The organism is Dyadobacter sp. CY356 (assembly GCF_021440195.1).
Lineage (GTDB): Bacteria > Bacteroidota > Bacteroidia > Cytophagales > Spirosomataceae > Dyadobacter.
Genome location: NZ_JAJTSZ010000001.1, coordinates 1,284,959 through 1,311,745 on the forward strand (window position 1 = coordinate 1,284,959; position 26,787 = coordinate 1,311,745).

Here is a 26,787-nt window from a genome sequence, read left to right on the forward strand (position 1 = left end):
ATCTGAATCAATAGTGCCAGTATAAATACTGGCCCTGCGCTAAGTTTGTGATCATTAATCACAAGACAAAAACCTTTAAGTATATGGAAACGCTGGAAGCAGAAAATAAATCACAGCTAAGTGCAACCCTTGCCAAAAGACCTGAGTTTAAAGCTCAGTATGAAAACTTTATCGGTGGCAGATTTGTAGCGCCTGTTAAAGGGGAATATTTTGATAACATCTCGCCGGTCGATGGTAAGGTATTCACCAAAGCAGCCCGCTCAGGAAAAGAAGATATTGAGCTGGCTCTGGATGCAGCCCATGAAGCATTTAAAACCTGGAGTAAAACCTCTGCGACATACAGAAGTAATCTGATGCTTAAAATTGCGCAGGTGATCGAGGAAAATCTTGAATACCTGGCAGTCGTCGAAGCGATTGATAACGGAAAAGCAATTCGTGAGACCAGAGCAGCGGATCTGCCGCTTTGCATTGACCACTTCCGGTATTTTGCAGGTGTGATCCGCGCAGAAGAAGGCGGTATTTCAGAGCATGATGAAAATACGGTGTCCATTGTTTTGCATGAGCCGCTTGGCGTGGTGGCACAGATCATCCCGTGGAATTTTCCGCTTCTGATGGCAACCTGGAAAATTGCCCCTGCTTTGGCTTCGGGCTGCTGCGTGGTCGTAAAACCAGCCGAGCAGACGCCAACCTCTATTATGTGTCTGATGGAGCTGATCGGTGATATTCTGCCCGCCGGCGTTTTAAATATTGTAACAGGCTTTGGCACAGAAGCAGGAAAACCGCTTGCATCCTCACCAAGAGTAGCCAAGGTCTCATTTACAGGCGAGACGACCACCGGCCGGCTGATCATGCAGTATGCCTCTGAGAATCTGATTCCGGTAACCATGGAGCTGGGCGGTAAATCACCCAATATTTTCTTCTCTTCGGTGGCAGACCAGGATGATGCTTTTTTTGATAAGGCCATCGAAGGCGCTGTCATGTTTGCTTTAAATCAGGGAGAAGTTTGCACCTGCCCGTCCAGGATCCTGGTTCAGGAAGATATCTATGATAAATTTATGAGCCGCGTCATTGAGCGCACCAAAGCAATCCGGATGGGCCATCCGCTGGATAGCGGTACGATGATGGGCGCTCAGGCTTCAAATGATCAGTACGAAAAAATACTTTCGTATCTGAAAATCGGTAAAGAGGAAGGGGCCGAAGTATTGTGTGGGGGAGAGGCCCAGCGGTTTGAAAACGGGATTTCGGGCGGCTATTACATCCAGCCGACACTTTTTAAGGGCCATAACAAAATGCGCATTTTTCAGGAGGAAATCTTTGGACCTGTGGCGTGCGTGACCACTTTTAAAACAGTTGAAGAAGCTATCCAGATTGCCAATGATACCATGTATGGTCTGGGCGCCGGGGTCTGGACGCGCGATGCACACCAGATTTACCAGGTGCCGCGCGCAATTCAGGCCGGCCGTCTCTGGGTCAACAATTACCATGCTTACCCGGCGCATGCACCCTTTGGCGGTTATAAAAAATCCGGTTTTGGCCGTGAGAACCATAAAATGATGCTCGGCTACTACCGCCAGACAAAAAATATGCTCATTTCTTATGACCGCAACGCGCTAGGATTTTTCTGATCCTAAAAACAGGCTGCGGCTTGCGGATGGCAAAAAATAGTTTGCCGCGCGCACAAGCCGCAGCATTTTTTGCGTTCAAAAATTAGATCCATTTAAAACCTGTAAAGATGAAAACGCCCCGCGTGCTAATTACTGCCGAAGCCATAAAAGTTGTAGACCAGTTAAAAGAGCGGTTTGGTGAGCTGATGTTTCATCAAAGCGGCGGGTGCTGTGACGGCTCTCAGCCAATGTGCTTTGAGAAAGGAGAGTTTAAAACAGGTGAAAGTGATGTGCTGCTGGGTCAGATCGCAGGCTGCGATTTTTTTATGAGCCGCGATCAGTTTGAATACTGGCAGCATACCCAGCTTACGATCGGGGTGACGCCCGGAAGAGGATCGAGTTTTTCGCTGGAAATCCCGATGGGCATACGCTTTATTACCCATTCGCGCATGTATACAGCTCAGGAAGAAGAAAATCTGTCTGAAATAAAAAGCGGAGCACAGGCATCATCGTAAAAAGAGAATTTAAAGTGGTTTAGATCCGTGGTATCCCGCGCCTTTCGAAGCTAGCTAAGCTCTGAAAGGCGCTTTTTTTTCTACCGCTTTTTCTTGTTGACAAGAAGGTGCGAAAGTGAGGGATCATTTAAAATCTGGCTCATTTTATAATCATAGATGTTTTGCACATCCTCTTTGATATTGTGGTAATTTTGAAGAACAATTGAGGTGTCGATTTGGCGGACCTTGGGAAGCGGCACATACTGATCAGTTTCCTGTTTTAAAGCTTTATGATCGTTTTGAATCTGGCTGTGAAAGGCTTTAAGCTCAATTTTAGTAAGCGGGTCATCGGCTACCATGCCGACAAACTCGCCCGAACTGAGCGTTGAGATCTTTGAAGATGGAATCGCCAGTTCGAGCTGTTTGGATCTGCTCACCGAAGTATCGCTTCTGTTGATCGACAGGCTGGTGCGGTCCTGCATGATTTTACCAAAACGCTCAGAGAGCTGCTTGGCCGTATCACCCGACACCTGCCCGCTGATGATATTTCCCGCTAAGTTCATAATCACATCGGCCTGCTCTCTTCCGTAGTCTTTTTTTAGCTGGCTAAAATCCTGTACGGCAAGCGTTGTTGCCACAAGGCTGGAGCGCGCTGTGGCCATCAGCGTATCAATGTTGCTTAGATAGATCGTTGGAAACTCGTCAAAAACCAGGCTGCTTTTTAGTTTTCCTTTTTGATTTACTATTTTAATCAGCCGGTTTACATACAGTGAAAGTACTGCGCCGTAAGTCATTATCTTCTGAGGATTGTTGCCCATACAAATGATTTTGGGATCTTTGGGATTGTTCATATCCAGTTTGAAATCATTACCCGAAAGCACATAATAAAGGTTTGGAGAAGACAGTCTGGCAAGGGCAATCTTGGCAGACCCGATCTGACCCTCAAGCTGCTCCATTGCATCGTTTAAATAGGCGGTCATAAAAGGGTTGATCAGCACATCGATTTCTTTCTCTGTCATCAGAATCGAGAACAGACTATCATAATCCAGCTGCATCAGCTCGAGCACATGCGGAAGTGTACAGAAAGCACCATCCTGGAATTTTCTTAAAAACCAGATTACTGCCGTCATAAAGTTTATGGGAGATTCAACAAAAAAATCACCCTGCTTTTTAATCCACTCCCGGTTCAGACCCATCAGAATCGTGCGCGCTGATTCAGCCGCGTCAGTAATATCAAGCATCGCTTCGGGGTCCAGCGGGTTACAGCGGTGCGAGTAGCTCAGCTCATCAAAGTTGATATAATAAAACTTCGGCGCAGTACTGTAATTTGCTTTTTGTTTAAGCCAGTGGTTGTAGGCGATCAAAGTCAGATCAGGGTATTTGAAATCGTAAATAAAAAGTGTGAAATTCTTGGCAATATGCTGGCTGATCACGTGTCGGATGACAAAATAAGATTTTCCTGAGCCTGGTGATCCCAAGACCAAAAGGCCCCGGAACGGATTGATGATGTTAATCCATCCGGGGTAAAATTTTCTTTTAAGCTGAAACAGGGTAGGCAGATTGATTGAAAATTCGTTTTCGATCAGCTTCTGCTGCTGGGGAAATGTCTCGTTTTCGCTATTGAAAATATCATTGCTAAGCTTCTCTGAGATTACCCTTGAAATCAAAGTGCCCCCGCTCAGTGTAAGAATATAGCCACTGACAGTAACGCTGATATAAATCAGGGTAAGACCAATGACAGAGGCGCCCAGGTGCAGACTTAGGCGGCTGCCAAAAAACAAAACAAGCCCGGCAGCAATCAGCATCAGACCATTTTTTGTCCGCAGATTTTCGCTTTTTTTTCCTCTTACACCCAGAAGCGATATGAAAAGGAAAGCAAGTGCAAAAAACTTTGCTTTGTTAAATCCTGTAAAAAGCTCAGTTTTTACGATATTATCCAGAATCCTGTTGGTAAAAGGACTTGTCAGCTTCCACAGCTGAAAGGCCCCGTAGCACTGGTAGTAAAAATGAAGGCCTAAAAGAAGAATGCTGATGAGTCTGCTCATATCAAGTATTCTTCCCAGCGCCTGTTGGTTTTCAGAGCTTTGCATAAGGTTTTGGCTTTTGGGTTAACGGGCCGTGGATCTTTTTCTTCTTTTTTTCATAGCGTTTCTAAGCGCAAAGGGAACAGGGCTGTGATCAGTGGCCGCCAGAAGCAGATCGTGCAGCAGTACATCTATTTTAAAATCTTGATCAGCGCTTGCAAAAAGACCTTTATGGCCAAAGAGTTCCCAATCATTGTTTTCACGATCTGAAACAGCAGAATCAGATTGTCTTATAGCGGCGCCTGGCGTGGTCTTAGGCGCGCACCTTTTGGCAAGGCTATAAAGATCATAATCTGGCCCCAGACGGCTGGCATCAAAGGCGCATTTGGTGCGGTTGTCTACATAGGTTAAATGCATATTTTTTTGATCTGCCTGTGTTGTCAGATGCATTTTTATGCCCTGCTTTTCAAGTAATTCTGCCAGCTTGGCCAGCGGCAGCTCACCGCTGTTGACAATGGCCAGATCCACTGTATTTTTTAGCCTGGATATATAAAGTTTCTGCTGTGCAGCGTTTTGTTTAAATTGCAGATCAAGCGCTTTAAGTGTGGCCCGCGGGTCGAGTCTACTGGCTTTGATAGCCATAGAGTTGCCTGAACCTTTATGGTCAATGGTTTTGTAGAGCAGCCCCTGGTGCTTGAAAAGCCTCGAGTGCACACTGCCACTTAGGGCCTGCACATTAAACTGTCTTAAAACCGCGTTGTACTCTGAAAACGAGCTGAATTTGTAGCTGCTTAAAACTTGGTCTATGACAGATCTGAGTTTGGACCTGAGCCCCTGGGTCTGATCCTGAGCTGCCTTCTGCTGCGCTGTTAAATCTGGGTTGATAAAGACCGTAGATTTTAATCCGAAAAGTGCCTGGGTGTGCTTCTGGGCTTCTATTATCTTGCTTCGAGTTGTAACCGAATCCCTGATGCGGCTGCCGTCCGGGCGGATCAGCGTTGAGACAATATGTACATGCTGGCGCGCCGAATCGTGATGCTCGTAAAGAAGATAAGGCTGAGAGGCAAAACCTAATTTTTTTAGAAAACACAAGCTGATCTGTTTTAGCTGGCCGGCTGTCAGCTTTTTCGGCTCGTCAAAGCTTATTGAACAGCTCATCACATTTACCTTTGAGCGCATATTTAATGCGTTGCGGCTTTTAAGTCTTTCGAATTTTTCTTTAACAGAAAGAAGCTCGGGCTTTTGAAGGTAATAACCAGCATCAATGAAAGTGGCCGTTTTTTTCTGCACCTTTTTTTCATTATACATAACTGCGTATCTTAAATTTCTGGATCTATTGATTATGCCAATCATAAGCGCTGAATTTTTGCAGATAGTTACTGATGTTCTCTACATGTCTTAAAAGATTCCGGCGGTCAAGATCGTAACTGATCAGCCAATGCTCGATGTCCTTGACAGATGACAAATTCCTTAGTTTTTGCATTGCGCTATCAAAGTCATAGGCGGCCGTTTTAAGATGTTCTTTAAGCTCTGTAAGCTGCTCAGTGCATTCATCCAGTGAGGCGTTGCGGTATTTCAAGGTCAGTGTTTTGCCAAAGATCTTTCTTCGCAAGTATTCACTGCGGCTTCTGCTGGTAGACTTTTGTAGCTGGTTATGCAACGCTTCCCATTCTGCATCATCGAGTTCAACTCTGATCTCGCGTCTTTTAATCCGTGGTTTCATGATCTTGTGATTATTTGCCGGTAATTCATTTGGGTAAATGCCCTTGGAAGCTAGTCTGCTTCGGCCGAAAGGCCGTTTGTATTATTTTCTTGGGCCATCTGCCGGTATTTTGCTGCGCTTACATGCAGGGGCCTTTTCTTCTACGGTCTTTTTGCAACCTGTGCGCCTGGTTGGTATTTTCCTTATTTTGGATGTGAACATTTTTTTCAGACTGCTGCTGGCTAAGATGCTGCGGGCTCTGCTTGGCCAACTGGCGCAGCCTTTGATGATTACTATCGTAGATGATAATCGCCTTAAACTGCGGGTTGGCTTCAATAAATACCTTCTGGCCAGCTGCGGGGCCAGATAGCGTGACCTGAACAGCGTTGCCTTTTTTTAAAGAATCCAAGATCCTGACACGCTGGGCCTGCACTCTGATTTCATCGATGGGAAGCTTTTTTAAAGATTCGAAAAGATCATATCCGTAGTTTTTACCGTATTGCAGCATTTTGAAATTACCGTTAGGCAGCGTCTGCTTAAAGTCCAGCTGCAGCCAGGCCTGATAAAGATTACCCTGCCGGGTTGTCATATCCTTATGAACCGAGCGGCCCGAAAGCAGATTAAATGCTTCTTTTAAAGTGATGTTGGACCCCTGTTTTCCAATGTAGAAGACCTGTGAGGGCCCGCATTGATCAGCTTTATGAAGCGTGGCTTTGTAGCTGTTAAAAAAATAAAGCTCACTTTGCATGGACCTGGTAAATCGAAGTGATGCGGTCAGCTGGTCGTTTCCATAACGGGCCTGGTGAACCAGTACAAATTGATTTTTTTGGCTGGCCATATTTTCTTTAAGCTCATCAGCCAGGTTTTCGCCAAACCCGGTGTATTTGAGCTGGTTTTTAAGATATTCTAAATTTTGTTGGTCCATAGCGCTGGCAGTGTAGCTCAGAAAATTTCAGTAGGATTTGTTTTAAAGCCGGCAGGCTGGCCAAGTGGGTTTGGGCTTGTATCGGGAAAGCCCTTTAAAAAATCACCCCGCCGGTGCTGGCCGCTAAAAATCAGCACGCGCGCAAGGAAGCCTTCGCGAAGGCAGCTGCAGGGATTTTTAGCAGCAGGCAACAGCGGTGCAGTACGCTTTTTTTTGGTGCGGCAAGCCAGCGTCAGATACTGACCCCGTTCTTTTTTGATTTAACATAGTCAAGCTGCTGTTTGGGAGCCAGCTGCCGGATCTGTTCTTTGATGGATTTTTCGCCAACAGCTTCATTAATCGATATCTTTTTTGAATGCTCATCAAAAATGTTAACGGTCTTTAACTGAGGATTGGCTTCAATAAAAAGGTTTACAGCTGTATTGCCGCGCATAATCGTAAGGGGCTGTTTTTCACCTCTTTTAAGCGCTTCAAACAGATTTTGTTTGTTGTCAGGTGAGATATTCTGCTTTTGAAAAAGTTTTTCGACCGCTTTATCAAGATCATAACCGTAGTTATGTAGGAACGATTTGATCTTATGATTCCCAGATGGATCCTTGTCTGTAAAATCAAGCTGGATCCATTTGCTTTTAGAAGCCCCTGTCATATCAAAGCTTTCTTTCATCACTGCCCTTCCTGCCAAAAGATTCTGGGCCTGATCAGCACTGATCATGTCTTTGGCATCTGTTTTAAAAACCTGCGAGACGCTTTGAGCGGGACTTTTCGCATTTTGAAGCGATGCCCGGTAGGAATCAAAACGGTAAGTGCCATCCTGCTGTTTTTGAAAGGAAAGATTATAGCTGATCTTTTCACTTTCGTTTACATAGTGAGACATGCCAATAGTGAAATTTTTTTGCCCCTGACTGATCTTGGCCGCGAGTTTGTCTGCCGCAGGCTCAAAGCCGTGCTTTTTGACCAAATCGCTGATCTCTTTTAAATTAGTATCCTGTTTTTGGGTTGCCTTTTGCAGGATCTTTCTGTCCTCAAATGGCTGCATAATAAAATGATACAATTTTCGAAGCAAACTCGGATACAGCTGATCACGCAGCTCGGTGCGCTGGCGGGCCAGAATACGCAGGGTGATTTTTTCTTCATCATTTGCGCTTTTGCCATATTTGGCCTGCACATGATTGTAAAAGCTTAATTTCTCTTTTAAAAAGGCCGGGTCTTTCAAAATAGAAGCAGAGAATATTTTCTCAAAACGTTCTTCACGGGCTTTCCAGTCATTAAGCTCAATGGCAACTCTATTTATGTTCGGATCCATGACACTGCTGGTTTAAGATTTTTATTTATGCTCAGATGCGTTTTCCGGTCTTGTTTTTTCGCGCAGGCTCCTGGGTATGCTCGCTGGTTGCTTTCTGTTTTTGTTCGCCGTTCTGATTTTTTACTGACTGCTGATTTGACTCGGACTGATTTTGCGTTTGTTTCGGCCGGTCAAGGGTAAGTCGTCTGTGGCTCTGATCATAAACGATTATGGCCTTAAACTGCGGGTTTGCTTCCACAAATACCTTTTGCTCATTTCCCGCTCCTGATAATGTTACAGCTTGGCGGTTTCCTTTTTGCAGCGATTCGATCAGACGCTCTTTGCCTGTCTGATCCGCCAGCTCCTGAATCGGAAGCTTCGCCAGTGATTTTTCAAGATCAAAACCATACTTTTGAGAAAACTGCTTTAATTTGAAATTTCCATTCATAGCTGTTTCCTTAAAATTAATCTGCACCCAGGCATTATACAGATTTCCTTCTTTGTTGACCATATCTTTATTTACAGCCCTTCCATCCAGCAAATTGAAAGCTTCCTTTTGGGTGATGTTGCCAGCCCCTTTATTGATATAAAAGGTTTGTTTGACCGGTTGGGAATTATTTTCCTTATTAAGGGTGGCCGTATAGCTATTAAAAAAATACAGATCACTCTGGCTGGCTTTTTTAAAATGAAGCGATGAGCTCATTTGGTCTTTTCCGTACTGGGTCGTATGCTGCAAGCGGAATTCGGTCTGGGCCTTGGCAAGGTTTTCTTTTAACGCTGCTTCAAGGTCCTGACCAAAACCAGTAAACTTGATTTGGTCTTTTAGAAAATCAAAATTTTTCTCGTTCATGATCTGATTAATTAAGGTTTTAAAAATTAGGCAGCCGCTTTTACTGGAGCTGTTTTGCCCGGATGATGTTTTTATTTTGAACCAGCAGCCGAAGTTGACGGCCCCCGTTTTTTTCCATCAATTCAATATGCAACTGCTCAGCATCAGGTAAAGTGAATTTTGGAAGGGCAAAGACAATTTCACCAGTCCCGTTAGCCTGGATCAGGCCGGTATTTTCATGCGCATATAAAGGAATGATTTCGGCCTGCTGAGCGGCTGTTCTTTTCACCCGTTTTTTATCGCTTATAAAAAAGCGGATGCTCTCGATTTGGTAGGAAATATTAGAGCGGTTCTCAATTTTCAGCCGGAAGAAAATTACATCACTATTAACGTACAGTCCGCTGAGTGTCAGCCTGGTTTTATATGCGGTGTCTTTCACTTTACGCAGAACACTTCTATCAGAAAGTGCCCGTTGTGAGATTTCTTTCAAAAAAGCTTCATTTGGCTCTTTCTCAAGTAAGGCCTCCGCTGACCTGGATGCATTAGGGCTTTTAATCAGTTCGATATTGAGCTGGGACGGCTCCGCACTATAATCGACGACGAACGAATAAAGCTTGCCATCAGCGGTAATCACAGTCAGATTTGTCTGCTGAAAGCCAGCTTCTGCCGCCTTTACCTGCAAAATATTTTCAACGCCCTTTGCCTTTTGGGCCAGAATAGAACGGCTGCCTTTATCGACGCTTTTAATCTGGAAGGGAAAAATCAGATTAACGGTTTTATTGTAGGTAATTTCTAGTGGAAACGGCTCGATGATAAAAAGCTGCGCGTTTTGGGCAGATGCTTCTGTTATGATGGCAAAAAACAGGATTGCAATGATTCTTTTTAATTTTGTGTATTTCATAATGCTATTGTTTTGATTGTTTCCGATGATGTTTATATCAGATGGACTTCAGGTTCCCATCTTTCAAAAGGATCTGATAACCGGCCTTGACCGATACCTGCACAAGCCTGGCTTTTTTGCCTAGCAAAGTTTTAGCGGCCTGAATTCCGGCACTAGCAGCCTGGGCGCCGATTGAAGTATCGAGTGATCCCACAGATAGACCCTGTATGTCCTGACTTACTGACTGTTTGGCAACATTTCTTGATATAGCACCCGGGATGTAGATTCCTGTTTGTCCGTCCAGATCATAGACAGAAAGTTTGACAGGGAATAGTGAGCTGTTAAGCCGGATTGAAGAGATATCGACCAGTAGCCTGTCGCCGTTCACAGACACAGTTCCATAAATAAAATTATTCTTTGGGATCAGTGTTCCGGCCACATAAATATCTGCGGTAAGTCTGAGTTTGATGCTCGAGCCGGTGACAAGGGTCTGCTGCTCATGCACCACCGCTTTAATGGCATTATCATTAGCTGCGCTTACAGATTCATCAAGTGAAAAGAAGCCGTTGGATTGAAAACTGATCATTGAGACCGGGTTGTCTGCGGTTGAATCAGCGGTCGCTGTGCCAAAGCTGGCAATAGGCGTTTTTTGCGGGGAGCTGCTTACCGGGTAGGCAGCGTTTTGCTGATCATTATTTTGCGCGCGCCTTTTATCTGCAAGGCGTTCAGGATGCTGGATATCCAGGATTTTTTCAAGCATACTGTTAAGCTCAGCCAGCTCCGGATCCTGGTTGCCGGTGTTTTGACTGCTTTCAAGTCCATTCATGATGGATTCAAATTTCTGAATCTCAGCTGCTTTTAGGGAGCTTGCCGCTTCTTTTGGCTTTTGCTCTGTGATCGCACGCTTTTCAAATCCGGGCTCTGCGCTGCTGGCCAGCACAGAATCAAGTGTTTTAAGCTTGCGCATAATCAGCTTCTGCTGGCTGCCTGTGTAGGTTTTGCCTTTATAAAATACTGTTTTCTGCTTTTTTAGCCCGCCTGCCGGAGCGCCGAGTCCCTGCATGGCAAGCTGCGCCGGCGCTTTATCAGGATCTGACAATTCGCCGTTTCGGTATGGGTCTTTTTTTAGCTGCTCACGGTATTTAGCTGAATCTTCTGCGGATTTTTTGTAGTAGCTAAGCTTGCTGAATTCGGTTTCATCTTTCAGCTTGGGATCCGGCAAACGGGTGTTGAGTCCCTGCGGCTGCGTTTTTGAAGCGTGGTGCTTGTAGATCATTTTAATCCCAACGGCCCAGTAGATAAGGGTCAGAAACGGCAGAATCAGAACGGGCAGAAAGGTATATAACTTTCTGTTTTGCATAAATGCGGGCGAATGTGTTTTTGGCTGCATGATCAGTGTTGTTTAGGATTTATTTGTAGTAAGCTATCACGTGTAACGGCATGATCCAGACTGTCCAGATAGCGCTGAAAATCAGACACCTGCCGCAGGTTTTGTTTGCTGCCATAAGGGTCAAAAGGCCAAAGTCTGTCCATTGATAAAGGTGCTTTTGGTCCTTTCCCTGAGCTCAGTCCGTCCCAGATCAGATAAGCGCTGTACGTTCCGCTGCTGGCAAGCACTGTCAAACACAGCGCTTTAAGCCAGTTTTTTGAAAGCCTTTCGCTGTGAAACTGCATAAAGCCCGCCCAGCGGCGCTGTAAAGCGGTCAATTTTTGAAAAATCTGTCTGGCTAGCCCCTGGTCTTGTTTGGGCGCAGGTTTTCTGGCGCGGTGCGCATTAAAGTTGTAAAACATGACCGTTAAATTTTAGATTTATAAATGCTGTGGCGCGGCTCTTAGCGGTACTGCACGCCGATGTCTTTGTTTTCAAGGGTAATCCATTTTTCAATCAGAAAGCCGTGCGGGTTGTTGTCTGATCTTGAAACCGTGCGCAGAGAGCCTTCTGTGATCAGTCGCCGGCTGACAATACTGGTTGGTCTGATGATGCGCTGCACCGCGGTGCACTGAAAGCTGTAAGGGTAGGTGTGCGTATTTACTTTTATGCTGTCAATGATCAGCTGCTGGCTGATGTTTCCAGAGATGATCCCTGTGTAATAACCAGATTCACGAAGATCATCATACTGCTTTTTGGCTGAGCCATCAGCCAGATATAAGGCCTTGGCAAGACCCGAGGTGATGGCTTTGTCATCTGGATCAAGGGTGAAAAACAGCCGGTGAAAACTTGCGATATGATCCCTTGCTTCAACCGGTATGTTCTCGCTTCTGGCAGATGCATAGGCTTCAAGAATCTTTCCTGATTCAAGAATGTAGACCCTGGACTGTGCAGCCTCGATGCTTTGGTAGCTTTTATAGAGCGTAAAGCAGCAAAGAACCGATGCGCTGATGACAGTGATAAAAGTAAAAGTGCGGATGTGACCAAAGGCCGCATCAATATTTTTTGCTTTTTGAAACATGACTTTTATAATTAATAGACAAGAAGTCTGTTTGAATACCAAGTATTATTTCCCCTGTGATTTTTCAGCCGGACGCGGCAATCTTCCAAAGCCTCCGCCAGCGGGAAAAGCATAGTTGCCAACGCTCATAGCCGTATTGGCAAAAAGGGTGGTGACCTTTTGAAGCAGCGTGTTCTGCCCGCCTGCCTGTATGATATAACCAGCGACCGAAGGGACGGAAAAGTAGCCTACAATGCCGATGATCAGAAAAATCAGGTAGGCCATATCGTGCGCGTTAAAAAAAGTATCGCCGTTTTGCTCCACCTGCCGGATGTCGAGCGCGATCATTTTCTCCTGGATCTTGCCAATGATTGCCCCGAATATGTTAGCGACCGGAAGCCACAGATAAATATTGATATAGCGGGCAATCCAGGCAGTCAGCGTATGCTGAAAACCATCAAAGACTGCGATGCCAAAGGCGATCGGCCCGATTACGGCCAGCACAATCAGATGAAAGGTCCGGACCGTATTGATGCAAAGCGCTGCTGATTCAAATACAACCCGCAGCACTTCACTAAGAGCGGCCTTGATCGAGTTTCTGAAATTATAGCTCTGTTTGGCCATATAAAATTTAATATCGTTCGAGATCCCATCTGTGAAGCCTTCCGAGTAGCCATCGCCGTAGGTATATTTTAGCCACTTTTCCCGGCTTCCTTTCTGATCATCACCCACATACATCTCCCAGAACTTAGAGGATTTGACTGCATCTTCCTTCTTTTTTAAAAGAAGCGCGATCGCTTTATCCGAGTCGCGCACCATGCCCGCAGTGCCTTTGACGGTAGGGGAGAGCACCCCGTTAAGAAGCGAGATCACTGATGGGAAAATAAAGATGGCAAAGCCCAGAACAAAAGGGCGGAAAAGCGGATAAAAATCGATAGGCTCTGCATTGGCAAGATGCCGCCATACGCGTGAGGCGATATACCAGATCGCTGCAAAGCCTGCAATGCCGCGCCCGACACTGATTAGCTGGGCGCACATCGGAATCATCTCACTGTATAAGCTTTCAAGCACCCCGTTAAGCCCGCGCGTGGTCTGGGCAAAACCCTGCGCTTTGGAAAGATTTGGCAAAAGCGCTGCCAGCAGCACTGTCCGTGCGCTTTTTAGATAGCTACTTATTTTCATCTTACATCAGGGTTGGATTTGGTAGAGCTCTTCAAGCATTTTTGCATCAGAAATCTCGTTTTCTTTTTGGGCACCCAGCACCGAGGCGTTGCTGTTAAAATGCCTTACAAAAGATAGCTTTCCGCTCATATCTTCATAAATCTTATCGATCGTCCCAAGCCTTTCATCATCCGAGGCGCGCAGCTTCTTGGCAGTCAGAACCATGGTGAGTGCATCCAGGTTTTTAAGGCTCGAAGCGGCCATATTTTCATAAACCTTTTCTATATACGCAAGCTCTGTTGCATTGAAGTTTCCGGTATTTGAAAACCGCGCCCGCGCCTGGTTGATCTCTTTAATGATCGATAGCTGCATCCGAATGATATCATTGACCCGGGCGTAATTTTTAACGGCCGGGCTTACCTGTAATAGCCCGTCCAAAAAAGCCTCATGCAGCTTAAAGTTACCTTCGGACAACTCCTTGATGGTAGTGTAACCTTTAAAAAGGATCTGATAGCCTTCTTTGAGCTCATTAAGAATTTTACGAAGCTCATTGAGCTTTTCAATATTAAGAATCAGCTGGGTAACCTCTGCGGTCTGCGCGCTGGCTCTTGCCACAGGCATCAGGGTCACCATACAAAAAAGCATGATCTGTTTCATGTTATCTTCATTTTAAACCGTGAATGTTTTTTTGGGTATTAATCGTAGACTGCTCATTTTTAATTTGTGCAGCCAAAAGCCTTGTGTTTTGATCGAAATTTTTTACAAAGCTGTAATTGTCCTGCATCTGCTGAAAGCAAAGCTCAATCCTGTTGATTCGCTCATCATCTGTCATGGCTAGATTGCCACTGCGTATGACAAGAAACAAATTGCCCAGAACAGACTGGCAGTCATCGTAAACCAGTTTGAGCACGCTTCGGATATAAGCCATCTGCTCAGTGTCAAAGAATGGCGCAAGCTCAGCGGGCAGCACCTGGCAGCTCTGATTGATTTTTCCGTGAAGATCTGTGATCTGCTTGAGCCGGCCGGATGATCCGATTTTAGGGTTTACGATTCTAAGCGAATCAAAATGATTTTGATGCAGTCTGAACTCGCCCCGCTTGATTTCACTGATTGTACTCAGGCCCTCTTTGGCAATTTTATAGCCCTTTTCTGTCAGCTCTAAATATATTTTAAGCTGAGCGATCTGCTCGATCAAATACTCTTTTTGGGTTTTTTTCTGCCTGATCCATTCATTGAGCCGCTGGGCTTTACAAAGCGCCGAAAGCAGAAGCAGACACAGGATGATGCATGTTTTTTTCATAAATTTTTATGGCTACTGAATGCCGTAAAGCTCCTTGACCACTTTGGCATCAAACGCGCTGCTGGCCCGCGAAAGACTTAAAAGCTTGTTTTCATAATTAAAGCTTGAGAGCTCATCATAGACCTGATCAACATTTAAAGCTGTTTTGTCAATGATCTCCAGCCGTTTGACATCAGACATCTGCACAGAGAACGATTTTACCACAAGCGTGAGAAGGTCAACATTTTTTGCGGTCTGATCCAGCATGCCCTCATAGACCTTTTGCATGTAATAAAGCTCTGCGGCTGTGAAATGTTTATCCTTTTGAAACAGTGCCCACGCCTTTTGGTACTCCTCAACGATCAAGACCTGTTTTTGGGCGATCTCTTTGATTTTAAAGTAATAGGCGATCACCGCTTTTACCTTTTTTAGCTCATCATAGTACTCTTTGTAAAGGTCCCGCTGCTTTTTAACCCAGTCAGTGATCTCATCGAGCTTTAATTTGGCCATCGTATTTTCAAGTGCCTTCTGCGCATTTTGCAGTTTGATGACCGCATTTTGTCTTCTTTGGATCAAAAGATCAACGGCCTTGACAACCTTTTTGACCGCTTCTTTGATGATCTGCGCCCAGGGAATTGCCGCCTGGGCGCTTCCTGCCGGAGTGATCGTAGCGAGCGACACCAGCAGTATAAATACATATTTTTTTAGCATGATATTTCGCTTTAAGCTTTCTGTGACACGCTCATTTCATGGGCAAGCACCTGGATACCTTTTTTAATACTGCCGTATTTTTTCGCGTACTGACTTACTTTGAGCTTTTCGGTCTGCTCTGTGGTATAGGTCAGATACTCCTGCATGCTTACTTCTGTGCGGTAGACTTTTGAAAGCACCCCGCCTAAACTGATAAAAACTTCTTTGTAGCGTCGCATTGGATCATTGGCCTTGTTTACCGAAAGAACCAGGGCTTTCTCTTTTTCTGTCAATCCCAAAAGCTCCTGAATCTGATCAAACTTGTTTTGGTATTTGGACTGGTCTAAAAGGATCTTGCAGTCTGAATTGTTAATGATGGCCTGCTTGACAATGGGCGAAGAGATAATATCTTCCACCTCTTGGGTGACCACGATTGCTTCTCCAAAGTATTTTCTTACCGTTTTAAAAATGTATTTAATATACTCTGCCATGCCTTCCTTGGCAATCGCTTTCCAGGCTTCCTCGATCAAAAGGATTTTTCTGATCCCTTCCAGCTTTCTCATCTTACTGATAAAAAGCTCCATGATAATGATCGTCACGATCGGAAACAGAATCGCGTGCTCTTTAATATTATCAAGCTCAAAGACAATAAAGCGCTGATGCAAAAGATCCAGGTTCTTTCCAGCATTCAGAAGATAATCAAACTCGCCGCCACGGTAATATGGCATCAGCACGTAAAGAAAATTATGGATGTCAAAATCTTTCTCTTTGACTTGATCGGTCTGAATGATCAAAGAAAAGTCCGATCTTAAAAACTCGTAAAAGCTGTTAAAACAAGGAAAGATTTCAGGGTTTTTATCAAGATGCGAAAAGTAGAGCGTGACAGCATTGGATAGAGCCACATATTCACTTCTTTTAAAAGTCTCATCATCTTTTTTCCAAAGTGAAAATAAAAGCGTTTTGATGCTCTCTTTTTTTTCCGTGTCAAGACTTTCACCCTCAGGAATAAAAAAGGGATTAAACTCGATCGGACTTTTTTCATCGTAAGTGAAGTAGTAGCCCCCGACCATATCACATAACCCTTTGTAGCTGTGCCCGACATCGACCAGCACGATATGCGCGCCGGTCTCAAAGTAGCTCCGCACCATGTGGTTGGTAAAAAAGCTTTTGCCAGAGCCCGAAGGGCCCAAAATAAATTTGTTTCGGTTTGTACAGATGCCCATCCGGATGGGCTCATCTGAAATATCCACGTGCATGGGCCTGCCTGTCAGCCGGTCACCAAGCCGGATGCCCACAGGGCTTAGCGAGCTTCGGTAACTGGATTCCAGATTCAAAAAGCAGGCGGCCTGCTCAGTGAAAGTATCAAAGGTCTCGTTCATGGGAAAATCCGCCTCATTGCCCGGAATACCTGCCCAGTAGATCTGTGGGGCGCCTGTAATTTCCTGTCTTGCGGCAGCATCCATCTGGGCCAGCGCCGAAGTGGTCATGTTTTTGATTTCTTTCAGCTCAGAAAGATCATCGCTCCACACCAAAAGATTATAGTGCGCCTTGACCGGCATGCGCTGCTCTTTGATCGCCTCGTTTAAAAACTCGTTGGTCGCATCCAGGGCCAGGTGGTTTTCTCTTGCATGCAATGAAAGTGACTGCAGCCGTAGGCGCTTGCTTTCCAGGCGTTTTAAGGTTTTATCTGTATCCTCGATAAAAATCAGCTGGTTATAGATGTGGTTACACGAAAGAAGCTGGCCCAGACTGCTGGCAAAACCGGTGCTGAATTTGGTGCGGTCACTTGAATACTTCTCATAGGCAATAGCCGCGCTGCACGCGCCAGGCAGATCTGCCGCATCTGCCAGGCTGTACAGCTGCCCGTACTGATCGCCGATTTTAATGCCGCTTTCAAAGTGGATATCCTTGATGATTTTAGAAGATGGGTTCTCTGACAGATAAAGGTAGCGTTCAATAAGGCCCTGGCTGCCAGCGCTGCTAAGAAGGTCCCTGTCTTGGAGCGGGCGCATTTTTACAAATCCGGAATCTTCCATAATTCTTTTAAACTGGCCTGTGCTGCCTTTGAATTCTTGCAGCGCGTGATCATCCAGCGACTCTTTTGGAAAAAGGCTCGGTTTTAAAAGATTAGAAAAAATCGAGCTTGCAGGCTTTCTGCCCGGTGGCTTTTTGGTGATAAAAACATAACAGCTATGATCCAGAAAGGGCCGCTCGTTAAAGAAGCGCTCTGAGCTATGGGTCAGAAAGCTGGTGTCCTCTTTTGAGAAATCAGCCTTGTAGCGGCTTTTTAGAAAGTAATCCTGCTTGTGAAACACGCTTCCGACCGGCAGCATTTTAAGGGCCTTCACCCAGCTTTGATGAAAGGCTTCGTACTGCTGATCTGAAAGTGTAAATATTTCAGGCAGTTCCAGCTGAAAGCCCATGGTCACATCACCCTGCTTGGAAAGAAGACATCCAGCGGATACTTCCAGAATCGGTAATAAATCATCCAGCAACTTTTCCATTTTCACATTGATTTATAGTATTAACAAATCAGACTTTGTTCCTATCGGAATATTCTTCTTGAAAAGGATCTGATCATTTTTGGTATTTTTCTTTGCGCAAGTTTTTTAACCAGGCCATGCTCGCCGTAGTGCCCGTTCAGATGGTAAACCACGATGGTTATCAAAGCGCCCAGAGCGGCAGTGAGAACAAGGGTGATATAGGTATTGACTTTTAGTATATACAGCGCGGCATAAAAAAGAAGGTCTATCAAAAGGCCCAGACCCATGTAGCCAATGTACTGCGCTTTTAACCCTTTGAATACAAGACTTTTATTAATGCCCTTATTGACCATGTATTGTTTATTTGCCATGATATCTATCTTGTTTAAGGTTACCGGATTTTTGCCGGGTGCTGTGCCCTGAGCATCGACTGCCAGCGGTGATGGCCTCAGCTCAGATTCTTTGCTCATCTGCGTTTGCTTGCAGCTGACAGGCAAAGCAGCCGGCAGCACCTGAATTTTTCTAACCGCAGTTTTATTGGGTTTAAAGACTGTTTTTTTCTTATTTGTCGTCAGGTAATGTCTTACAAAGTTTGTAACCGCTAAATAGATCCTGTGCTGGTCTTTGGCTTTGCATTTGAAAAGTCCAAATAAAGGTTCGCAGGCGCTGACTATTTCGGTCACCCTTGTGCCAAGCGCATTTTTTTTGACCCATTTTAAAAATGTTTCCGGAAACTCGCTGGCAACCAAAGCGCAGACATAGCCAAAGCGTGAGGGCCTGAACTGTTCTGTAATCAGCTCTACGCTTTGATCGATGATCTCTTCAAAATCAAGCCCCTTGGCAATCATTGCTCTGATCATACGACAAGTGCGGCTGTGCTTTCTTTTAAACACGCGCGTTTTGGTAAACACATTTTGGTCATTTGAAAGGATCTCGACATTATCCAGATAAAAATCCGGACAGCTTTCAGCCATGATTGGTTCTAGCATGGTTTCTTTGATTAAAAACAGTAGTTGGAAAATCAGCGGATTGAAATGAAACGGCAGGGGGAGGCCCCTGACCGTTTCAAAACAGATTCTACTTTGGCGAGCGCTCGTAACCGTTGCTGGCTTTGATTGTTCTTTCAGACGCCAAAAAACGATTGCAACACCGTGGCGACCACCACCAGAAAGATGCAGCTGCCAAACCAGGCAGCGGCGACCTTGTTGGTATCCTGGTCACCTGCATTCCATTTCTGAAATACCTTAACAGCACCGACAAGGCCTAAAACTGCTCCGATGGCATACATCAGATTTGTTCCCGGCTCAAAGTAGGATCTTACCTGGGTGTCGGCCTCGGAAATTCCGGCCGCTCCGTCCTGGGCCTTCGAAATAATTGCTCCAAGCATCATGCTTGCAGTAAGCAGCCAGCGTCTGCTTTTAAACATACCCCTCATTCTCATCTCCTCTATCTGTTTAAGTTGAACATGCACTGCTCTTTAAGTAAGCCGCCAGAAGTCTTCCCGCAGCTGCGCGGGAAGTCCAACTGCGGAACTGCTCCATCAGTCTTCCTGATTCCAAATCCTCATCCTGTCTTCACTTTCCAGGTGGATGGAGCCGTATTTTGCCAGTTCCGCTTCAATCAACTGGTTTACTGAAAGCTGGAACGGTGTGCCATATATGGCCGGATATTCTCTTAATGTCATTTGTGCCAAAAGCACAAATTCCTCTTTGCTGTAATCTTTATCGTGCGCCTCTTCGATCGCATTCTTGATTTGAACCGAGAGCTCTTCGAGCTGTTGCATCATTGGTTCATTTTCCCAGGACTCTTCTTGCTGATCCTGATCTGCGTCAAGCTCAGCGTTTTGGATGCCAGGCTCCTGAAAAGATTCTAATTCAGCCGGGCGGGCTTTGGCATCCCGTGCAGCAGGTTTGCCCGGCGCGCTTTTGGATTTAAAGATGCTGGCTTTAAGTTCTTGCCGGTAGAAGATTAAACCCACCAGAAGGTAGTAGCCCGCAAGCAGCGGACCAACAATTGAAACATAGGCAACCCAAGGATTAGCTGTAAGCATAGGACATGTGGTTTACTTGATTGGATCCTGCGGTGGGGTGCAATGGATGTAGTTTTAAAAAAACATCCGGCTCACCAGCCGACCGCTTTATTGATGTCACAAAGTAAATCACGATTCAGGGTAGCAATAAAGTCCAACTTTTTTAGGACCCTTTTAAAGCTTTTGGGATTTATTTCAAATAATTGTGGCAATCAGCTGGCCAGACCGCCATTTTTCATGGGTATTTTCAGTAAAAACTTCTCATGGGTAGCAAAAAGGTACAACTCTTAAGGACCTTTCATGTGCATGCGTAATCCATTGATAATTAGCAGTATCGTTTTAACGCAAAGAAGCCCGGACGATTCACATCCGGGCTTCTTTGCTTCGTGCTGTTAAAACGGGCTTTCTAAAGATTTGCTCCTTTTACCTGATTTACGAAATCATCAGAAGGCTTAAAATGAGGGATTATATGGGAAGGGACCACAATGGTCGTATTCTTAGAAATATTCCTTGCGGTCTTTGCCGCCCTTTTTTTATTGGTAAAGCTGCCAAAACCACGGAAATAAATGTTTTCGCCGCTTGTCATTGTATCTTTTATCGTAAGAAAAAAAGATTCCAATGTTTTTTGCACATCTTCTTTTTGGATTCCGGTTTTTTCTGCGATTTTTTGAATTGTTTCCGCCTTTGTCATACTGTTTATACTAGGTTTATTGTCTGGCAAAGATAGCATAGCGACCTGTAAACAAAGATAATCTGCCCTAAAATTGTTTATCTGCGATCTGTTCAGATGCGATTTTTTGAAAATGTGCTTTGAACTTTGAAAGATCGGACTTGCAGATGGTCTCGAATGCTGCCTGGCTCATCACGGTTTGCAGCGGAAGCTTAGGGTTAATTGAACAGCTAAAATGAATAGTTACCGGCTGGTCACTTATCTCATAGCCAGGGTTCACCTGCTGATATCCTTCGATTTTAAAAATGTCAATTCCTGTTCTTTCAATAATCATCTTACGGATACCCGAAGTTTCAAAACTACTGTCGTTCATTTGGCTTAGCTATTATCAGAATGAGATTTTTCCTCTAACAAAATAAAAGATTTATTCTTGATAGTTGTAATGGGAATAAAGATTATTAGTGGAGCTTAAAATATTCGGGTGTTTATTTTACCAGTGTACCAGCCAATCCGGATACTGCTGCATACATTTTGAGCTAAGTTTGCTTATTTAGTCGGTTTGCTGATCTTCTCTGCGAAACGCTAACAATTGGCTTTTTTATCTTAAAACTTAGCATTTTTTTAGAATAACGTTCTTCAAATTTTGTGTTATGCTGGCATTTATTGATGAATAAACTTTAATTAAGCTTCTATTGCAGGTTTCAAGTGGGCATGACAATACTCGTTTTTGAAATAACGGGGTCTAATCAATATTGCGGTGTAATAAAAAGTGAAACAACAACGAAAGAAAAAAGACATTGTCAAATGATTTAATCGGCCCGTTTTATCGTATCCATCCGATAAAACTATTTTAATGGACCTGTATAGCTCGTAATTTTATTTCATTAAAAATGCGAAAGAAATGATTTGTGAACTGTATTATCAGTGGCAGGCGCCAGCAAATAGGCATTTTGTAAACGGAACGGCCATTACTTTTCCATTTAGAGCCAGTATAGAGCTCTTCGGATCTTCTGACACTTCATTTATCAAGAAACTCATCATTAATATGCTGGCTTTATCTTACAGCTGCCGGTAGTTTCTGTACCTGGGCCTAACGGATATGCGTTTTGACATACAATTTAGTGGTTTGGCCAGGAATGAATTGGATTTTGATTTATCAGGCGGTGATGTTTTCGTTTTTCTGGCCAAAAGGCTTAATCAAATCCTGCCCTAAGATCGGTCCGTCGCACGGTGAGATCGGGATGGGTTTGCCATGTATGTCAAAAACTGGAATAAGGTTCTTTCGAACGGCCAAAAGGTGAAGATACATCCACCACTAGCCAGCAGTCAACACTTCTTCTGCAAGGTGTAATGCTGGATTCGGCTTGCCTTAGAAAACGATATCAACGGGTGAAGAACTCCTAATTTCTATCGAAGATCTTTAAATATTCATTTAAAGGCGTCAGGCCGACAGACTTCCTGCGTTTATCAACATTGATTGAATCCTGGAGAGGAAGGGGTTTTGCTGTTTTGGTGGTGGGGTTGTAGCGAACCTGAGTACCAAAAATTTGCTTTTTATTTGTGCTGAGTAGAACCCGGTCCTGCAAATACGCGAAGTCTTTTCCAGACGCGTTATTCAATTTCACTTGTTTGCTCATAAGTAATAGGACCTGCTGCTGAAATTTAACGTCATTATCACAATGCTGAACAATCGTCCAAAATCTGTTACTCCCGCTTTCACCAACTAAATCATAGCCTGGAAATCCGTATTTCTTAATGATTGATTTTGCTTCGATCAAATTCAAGCTATCTGTTTTCCTCCAATTATAATCTATGGTGGCTTTATCATAGACGGAGGCTTTTCCGTTGTCGATATTTTCTGATTCTTTCCGCCATTTCTGATCTTCGGTAGCCATTAAAGTGATTTTTTTTTGAAGCTCAGTATTAATACTTGATTGAGAAAGGACAGGAAAACTTAGGAAGCTTAGGGCTAGAAAGATTTTAATCGATATCATGGTGTTGCTGTTTAGCGTTAGTAACTTATGAATATTTTCTTTTAAAACATGGAGCATACTTCCTTGTAAACTATAAATTTAGTTAATTAGTTGTTATGATTTCGATAATATTCAATTCTGCCAACTTATTGGGAATAGCCGACGGCAGAAGCCGGGTCGCCGGTGCGGCTGCAAAAGGTTGATTGCCAACTCTATTAACTGTTGGAAGCTGCTTCATCTTTAAGAAAATCTTGCATTATCTAAAAAGCCGGTCGGCCAAAAAGCCTTGTTAAAAACATATTGGCCACATCCACCCACAGTTGGGAACATATTACTTTTCATAAAAGGCAGATTTTAAAACCTTTAATCTCGATGAGATTTTCAAAGAGGGTACTCAGATTTTGAATACTGCTCATCAATACCCTGTCAATTTTGCTACGCGAAACTCCTGGTTGCTTTTTGCGGCGGCCGCTGCCGTACTAATTTTAGTATAATCCAGTATGGGATCGTCGGACGGATACGTTTTATCTGCTACGGTATCGTGTGCTACTGCTGCAAGTGATTTATTTCCATCCAAGCACTTTGCGCAGAAATTAAAGGATTAAATCTTAGAGCAAGTGCGTTTAAATGGGTATCATCAGATCGCGAAAACGAGCAGCAGAATCGGATTTTCTTGTTTAAAACATCTTCAAAAATGTCAGCAAATACGGATTTTAAAAAGTTGGCCTCAGCAGTTACCAACCAATAAAGACAAAGACTTAACCGTAAGGTAAAATTATATCCTAGCCTGCAACGACTAGATAATAACAATAGTAACTTGTATTAAAGCTAGCCATTATCTCAGACCGATTAGCCCATAATCTCGTGCCCTAAAAACAAGTGGAATAATCTTAATATAATGGCTGCCTTCAAGTCGAAACGTTCACCACAACTTCAAAAAAAATGAACCCAGCAAAAATTATCTATCTAGTTGATGATGACGAGGATGACGTCATGCTGATGCACACAGCGCTGAAGAGCTCGATCCATGATATTGATATAAAAGTTATTAAAGACGGAAAAGAGTTGATGGATTCAATAAGTTCTGTTCATCATAACAATCCGGCTCTTATTTTGATGGATATGAATATGCCCAAGATTAATGGATTGGAAGCACTTACCCTTTTAAAATCAAATGAGAAAACGCTCCATATACCTGTTATCATGACATCTACATCTTCAAATCCTGATCACATAAAAAAGGCCTATGCACTGGGTTTGAATGCTTACATGACAAAGCCAGTAATGATGCAAGATTATACCCGTTTGGCACAAGGCCTGAACTTTTGTTTTTTGAATAATTACGGATCCCCCGATGATTCATCCGTCTGGCAAACCTTTAAAGGTAAAAGTATCTTGATTGTTGAAGATAATGCTGATTACTGGGAATTGATGCGGTTGACATTAAAACGCAGTTTGCCTGAGGTAAAGGTAACCAGGCTTAAAGATAGAAAAAGTACACTTGATTTTATGACCGATCACTGGAACACATTAAAGCCTGCCCCTGAGCTGATCATCGTTGACCTTTATCTTCCAACCCGAAGGGAAGGTTTGAATCTGCTGGACTCTATCCGCTACTTTTATATCATTCATAGGCTGCCACCAGTCCCGGTGCTGGTATTAAGTTTTTCAAAACAAAGAGAAGATGTAGATGCAGTTTATCAGCATAGAGCAAACTCTTACATTGTTAAATCGCCAGAGCTGCTCGCTTCATATTCCTATCTTCGTGGTCTATGTAATTTTTGGTGGGATATCATCAAGTTACCAAAAACATAAATATAAACCCGGCATCTTACTTGCTAGGCTGCCATTCAACTGCTTGATCTGCTCGTTCCCTGACATGATATGCGGCATTAGGTTGTATAGAAAACTGCTTGGCAGAACAGTGGAATGCACAATAATTCAATAGCTGGCATGCGCTATATTGCTGGATTTGTAATTATTTAAAATACAGAAATGCCCTGTAAGGTAGCACTATAGGGTCTTTTTTCTACAACAGGTGGTGGAAATTTGCAAGCCAATAAGTCATGCAATACATTTGAACTTCTTGATGCCGGATATGCTTGTTTGCATGGCTTTCAAAATAATGTACTAGCGCACCTGTCATAATTTCTAAATAATTGCAAAGTTAGAAACACTCTAATTACATTATTGGTATGTCAAATAGCAATTACTTCAATGATTACTTTATCGCATTGGGGCGCGGCAAGATAATAACATATGCTATCAAAAAGGTGCGTAGTTTCTTTGCGAACGTATTAATTAGAAGTTCTGCAAGTGTTAATGCGCACATTATTGTTTTGAGTTTCAACTATAAAATTCTGAGGGTAATTACCGGTGTTTGCTATGCGATATACCCGTTATTTTTACTGCCAGAATTTACGGCATTATTTGTTTACCGGGCTCAATAAAAAATGACAATCAGAATATTTAGAAGATATCATCTTCGGGCTAGTATGATAACACCACACGAAATAATGTTATGAATAAACAGCGAAATATAAAGGTCAATTCCGGCGCCGAAATTCAGAGCGGTAAAGGCCAAAGAAGCATTCAGGACCCTGACAGAGCAGTGCTGGAGGCAGTTGTTGCCAACACAGGAGCGTTGTTGCGGCTATTTAGTACCGATGGAAGCAGTCAGTTTGTGAATAAATCATGGGTGGATTTCACAGGCTCACTTGCTGGGGGTAAACATACGCTAACAGAAAACATGCATCCAGACTGCATTACCGAATATCAGCAAATCTGGGAGCAGGCAGTTTCTAAACACAGGGAATTTGATATAACTTATTTACTGCTGCATAGAAGCGGCCAATACCGCTGGATACACGAGAATACTAGGCCTATTTATTATATAAATGGTGAATGTATCGGATATCTCAGCACAGGCAGTGAATGGCATGAACAAAAAACGCAGGAAGCACTATTTACCAGGAAATCACCGTCTTTATTAAATGCAGGTTTTCACGATCTTCGGGGTCACCTGGGCATTATTTCATCAGCGTCCAGTCTGTTAACAATAATGGGCAAAAATGAAGACTTCGATAATATGCTTGAAATGATCCAAAGAAATGTCAAAGAAATGCAAAGTGTTATGGATCAGTTACTAACACAGTTCGAATCGGAATGACGCTGAATTTATCTTGGTTTGGATAAGATATATACCTTAATTGTTGTGAAAGAGAAATAGATAAGAAAATTAGGTATGTACTAGGCTAATGTGCTGAAATTCAGTGCCATTTAGTTAAGGAGCCAATTCCGAAATGCATTGGAATATGACTAAGGATTATTATAAAATCCTGTTAACAATAGAATCGTCAGGTACAGACAGCAGCCTTTAAAGATCGGCGAAAGCTTAAACTGCCTAATATTCAGGTCGCAGCATTACCTTTAACAGCTGAATGTATGCGGATAGACAACGAAAATCTGCTTTCCAAATAATTCATTAGGACTCGATCGACAGTCCTCTAAAAGTAGCTAATCTTCAGAAGCGTCGCCGGAAATCACCGGATTTTTCTGCGCGAATACGAACGGGTTTAAGACATAATTTTATTGAATTTCAGGATTTTTTTAAATTATTCATGGCCGTTGGAAATTGGCAAAATATGAAGGTATAAAAAGTTAAATATGTAAAGAAAAATTTGAAACGGCCAATGGATTTTGCGTATTTCAAAACGCATGGTTTTAGGCGATAAACTGCATGGAATTTGCACAATGTCCGGTGTTTCTCATTTGATGGATAATCGCAAGGCCAACGCTTATGATATTGCTTACTTAAAAGATGTTATATCAAATCTTCTGACGCTGTTTTATTGGGAGATAAATGGTATATATAATGAACAACAATTAGATTTTTCATATCGGCAGTATCCAACTCGAACTGCTAGTAAGAAGCAGTCGACCCGTGACCGGTAGAAGAAATATAAAAAACAAACTCAGGTTTTGTAGACCAGAAATAAAATAGAAACGCTTTTCTCGTAATTATGTGATCTATTTTAAATCAGAAGAAATTATGCCGGGTATCGCATGCAATAAGTTTCGATTTGGCAGTTTACGCTGGACTTGCAATTCAGCCGGCAGGAAAGGTGTTCGGGTCAGCCCGTAGCTTACCATCAAGTTTAACAAATAGTTGAGTCGTCATCAAGCCCTATTGTTGGATACAGATCGAGCATTTTTTGAATGATCTCACCCAGCCGGGTATGCCAATTTTGGCGGCGCTTGATTGTAAATAATTGCTCGGCCCCAGTTGCCCGGAATTGGTTTTATTTACTTTCCGGATTTGGCCATGCATTCA

The 26,787-nt window shown here is 43.5% G+C and carries 26 protein-coding genes; 4 read left to right on the forward strand and 22 right to left on the reverse strand.

What is annotated here, in order from left to right; genetic code table 11:
• Positions 1-83 precede the first annotated feature (83 nt).
• Together LXL81_RS05340 and LXL81_RS05345 are read left to right on the forward strand one after the other, a co-directional pair.
• The gene (locus tag LXL81_RS05340) at positions 84-1,625 is read left to right on the forward strand and encodes an aldehyde dehydrogenase family protein (protein WP_234645677.1); all 1,542 of its coding nucleotides are present in this window, start codon (positions 84-86) and stop codon (positions 1,623-1,625) included.
• Positions 1,626-1,732: 107 nt separating this feature from the next.
• Positions 1,733-2,119, forward strand: a complete 387-nt coding sequence (locus tag LXL81_RS05345; protein WP_234645678.1) for a DUF779 domain-containing protein — start codon at positions 1,733-1,735, stop codon at positions 2,117-2,119.
• A gap of 80 nt (positions 2,120-2,199) precedes the next feature.
• On the opposite strand, the gene mobC is transcribed toward LXL81_RS05345, so the two are convergent.
• The 22 genes from mobC to LXL81_RS05455 all read right to left on the reverse strand — a co-directional run bounded on the left by mobC (position 2,200) and on the right by LXL81_RS05455 (position 23,031).
• A complete protein-coding gene (gene mobC, locus LXL81_RS05350; RefSeq protein ID WP_234645679.1) occupies positions 2,200-4,188 on the reverse strand; it encodes a conjugal transfer protein MobC in 1,989 nt (662 codons plus the stop codon).
• 18 nt (positions 4,189-4,206) lie between these two features.
• Positions 4,207-5,430, reverse strand: coding sequence for a relaxase/mobilization nuclease domain-containing protein (locus tag LXL81_RS05355; protein ID WP_234645680.1), 1,224 nt, complete (start codon positions 5,428-5,430; stop codon positions 4,207-4,209).
• A gap of 25 nt (positions 5,431-5,455) precedes the next feature.
• The gene (locus LXL81_RS05360) at positions 5,456-5,845 is read right to left on the reverse strand and encodes a hypothetical protein (protein ID WP_234645681.1); all 390 of its coding nucleotides are present in this window, start codon (positions 5,843-5,845) and stop codon (positions 5,456-5,458) included.
• 118 nt (positions 5,846-5,963) lie between these two features.
• A complete protein-coding gene (locus LXL81_RS05365; protein WP_234645682.1) occupies positions 5,964-6,749 on the reverse strand; it encodes a hypothetical protein in 786 nt (261 codons plus the stop codon).
• Between the two features lie 232 nt (positions 6,750-6,981).
• The gene (locus LXL81_RS05370; protein ID WP_234645683.1) at positions 6,982-8,052 is read right to left on the reverse strand and encodes a hypothetical protein; all 1,071 of its coding nucleotides are present in this window, start codon (positions 8,050-8,052) and stop codon (positions 6,982-6,984) included.
• Between the two features lie 31 nt (positions 8,053-8,083).
• A complete protein-coding gene (locus LXL81_RS05375) occupies positions 8,084-8,881 on the reverse strand; it encodes a hypothetical protein (protein WP_234645684.1) in 798 nt (265 codons plus the stop codon).
• Positions 8,882-8,921: 40 nt separating this feature from the next.
• Positions 8,922-9,761 carry a conjugative transposon protein TraN gene (gene traN, locus LXL81_RS05380; RefSeq protein WP_234645685.1) on the reverse strand — a complete coding sequence of 280 codons (840 nt, stop codon included), beginning with the start codon at positions 9,759-9,761 and terminating at the stop codon, positions 8,922-8,924.
• A gap of 37 nt (positions 9,762-9,798) precedes the next feature.
• A complete protein-coding gene (traM, locus tag LXL81_RS05385; protein ID WP_234645686.1) occupies positions 9,799-11,130 on the reverse strand; it encodes a conjugative transposon protein TraM in 1,332 nt (443 codons plus the stop codon).
• Between the two features lie 2 nt (positions 11,131-11,132).
• Positions 11,133-11,531: a hypothetical protein gene (locus LXL81_RS05390; protein WP_234645687.1), complete on the reverse strand. Its 399-nt coding sequence runs from the start codon at positions 11,529-11,531 to the stop codon at positions 11,133-11,135.
• 41 nt (positions 11,532-11,572) lie between these two features.
• The gene (traK, locus tag LXL81_RS05395; RefSeq protein WP_234645688.1) at positions 11,573-12,190 is read right to left on the reverse strand and encodes a conjugative transposon protein TraK; all 618 of its coding nucleotides are present in this window, start codon (positions 12,188-12,190) and stop codon (positions 11,573-11,575) included.
• Positions 12,191-12,235: 45 nt separating this feature from the next.
• On the reverse strand, positions 12,236-13,351 hold the full coding sequence (gene traJ / locus LXL81_RS05400) for a conjugative transposon protein TraJ (RefSeq protein WP_234645689.1): 1,116 nt from the start codon (positions 13,349-13,351) through the stop codon (positions 12,236-12,238).
• A 6-nt stretch (positions 13,352-13,357) separates the two neighbouring features.
• Entirely contained in the window at positions 13,358-13,987 is a 630-nt protein-coding gene (locus LXL81_RS05405) for a TerB family tellurite resistance protein (RefSeq protein ID WP_234645690.1), read from the reverse strand.
• A gap of 7 nt (positions 13,988-13,994) precedes the next feature.
• On the reverse strand, positions 13,995-14,630 hold the full coding sequence (locus LXL81_RS05410) for a hypothetical protein (RefSeq protein WP_234645691.1): 636 nt from the start codon (positions 14,628-14,630) through the stop codon (positions 13,995-13,997).
• A gap of 12 nt (positions 14,631-14,642) precedes the next feature.
• Entirely contained in the window at positions 14,643-15,320 is a 678-nt protein-coding gene (locus tag LXL81_RS05415; protein WP_234645692.1) for a conjugal transfer protein TraI, read from the reverse strand.
• An 11-nt stretch (positions 15,321-15,331) separates the two neighbouring features.
• The gene (locus LXL81_RS05420; protein ID WP_234645693.1) at positions 15,332-17,803 is read right to left on the reverse strand and encodes a TraG family conjugative transposon ATPase; all 2,472 of its coding nucleotides are present in this window, start codon (positions 17,801-17,803) and stop codon (positions 15,332-15,334) included.
• Positions 17,804-17,844: 41 nt separating this feature from the next.
• A complete protein-coding gene (locus tag LXL81_RS05425; RefSeq protein WP_234645694.1) occupies positions 17,845-18,771 on the reverse strand; it encodes a DUF4133 domain-containing protein in 927 nt (308 codons plus the stop codon).
• 134 nt (positions 18,772-18,905) lie between these two features.
• A complete protein-coding gene (locus tag LXL81_RS05430) occupies positions 18,906-19,208 on the reverse strand; it encodes a DUF4134 domain-containing protein (RefSeq protein ID WP_234645695.1) in 303 nt (100 codons plus the stop codon).
• 114 nt (positions 19,209-19,322) lie between these two features.
• Positions 19,323-19,832, reverse strand: coding sequence for a hypothetical protein (locus LXL81_RS05435; protein ID WP_234645696.1), 510 nt, complete (start codon positions 19,830-19,832; stop codon positions 19,323-19,325).
• A gap of 385 nt (positions 19,833-20,217) precedes the next feature.
• Positions 20,218-20,502, reverse strand: coding sequence for an HU family DNA-binding protein (locus LXL81_RS05440; RefSeq protein ID WP_234645697.1), 285 nt, complete (start codon positions 20,500-20,502; stop codon positions 20,218-20,220).
• A gap of 67 nt (positions 20,503-20,569) precedes the next feature.
• Entirely contained in the window at positions 20,570-20,854 is a 285-nt protein-coding gene (locus LXL81_RS05445; RefSeq protein ID WP_234645698.1) for a hypothetical protein, read from the reverse strand.
• 1,027 nt (positions 20,855-21,881) lie between these two features.
• Positions 21,882-22,475 (reverse strand): DUF6624 domain-containing protein, encoded by a 594-nt coding sequence (locus LXL81_RS05450; protein WP_234645699.1) that lies wholly within the window; start codon positions 22,473-22,475, stop codon positions 21,882-21,884.
• Between the two features lie 394 nt (positions 22,476-22,869).
• The gene (locus tag LXL81_RS05455) at positions 22,870-23,031 is read right to left on the reverse strand and encodes a hypothetical protein (protein ID WP_234645700.1); all 162 of its coding nucleotides are present in this window, start codon (positions 23,029-23,031) and stop codon (positions 22,870-22,872) included.
• Between the two features lie 365 nt (positions 23,032-23,396).
• Between LXL81_RS05455 and LXL81_RS05460 the strand changes: the two genes are divergently transcribed.
• Together LXL81_RS05460 and LXL81_RS05465 are read left to right on the forward strand one after the other, a co-directional pair.
• Positions 23,397-24,269, forward strand: a complete 873-nt coding sequence (locus tag LXL81_RS05460) for a response regulator (protein WP_234645701.1) — start codon at positions 23,397-23,399, stop codon at positions 24,267-24,269.
• A 706-nt stretch (positions 24,270-24,975) separates the two neighbouring features.
• Positions 24,976-25,623, forward strand: a complete 648-nt coding sequence (locus LXL81_RS05465) for a PAS domain-containing protein (protein ID WP_234645702.1) — start codon at positions 24,976-24,978, stop codon at positions 25,621-25,623.
• Positions 25,624-26,787: the final 1,164 nt, after the last annotated feature.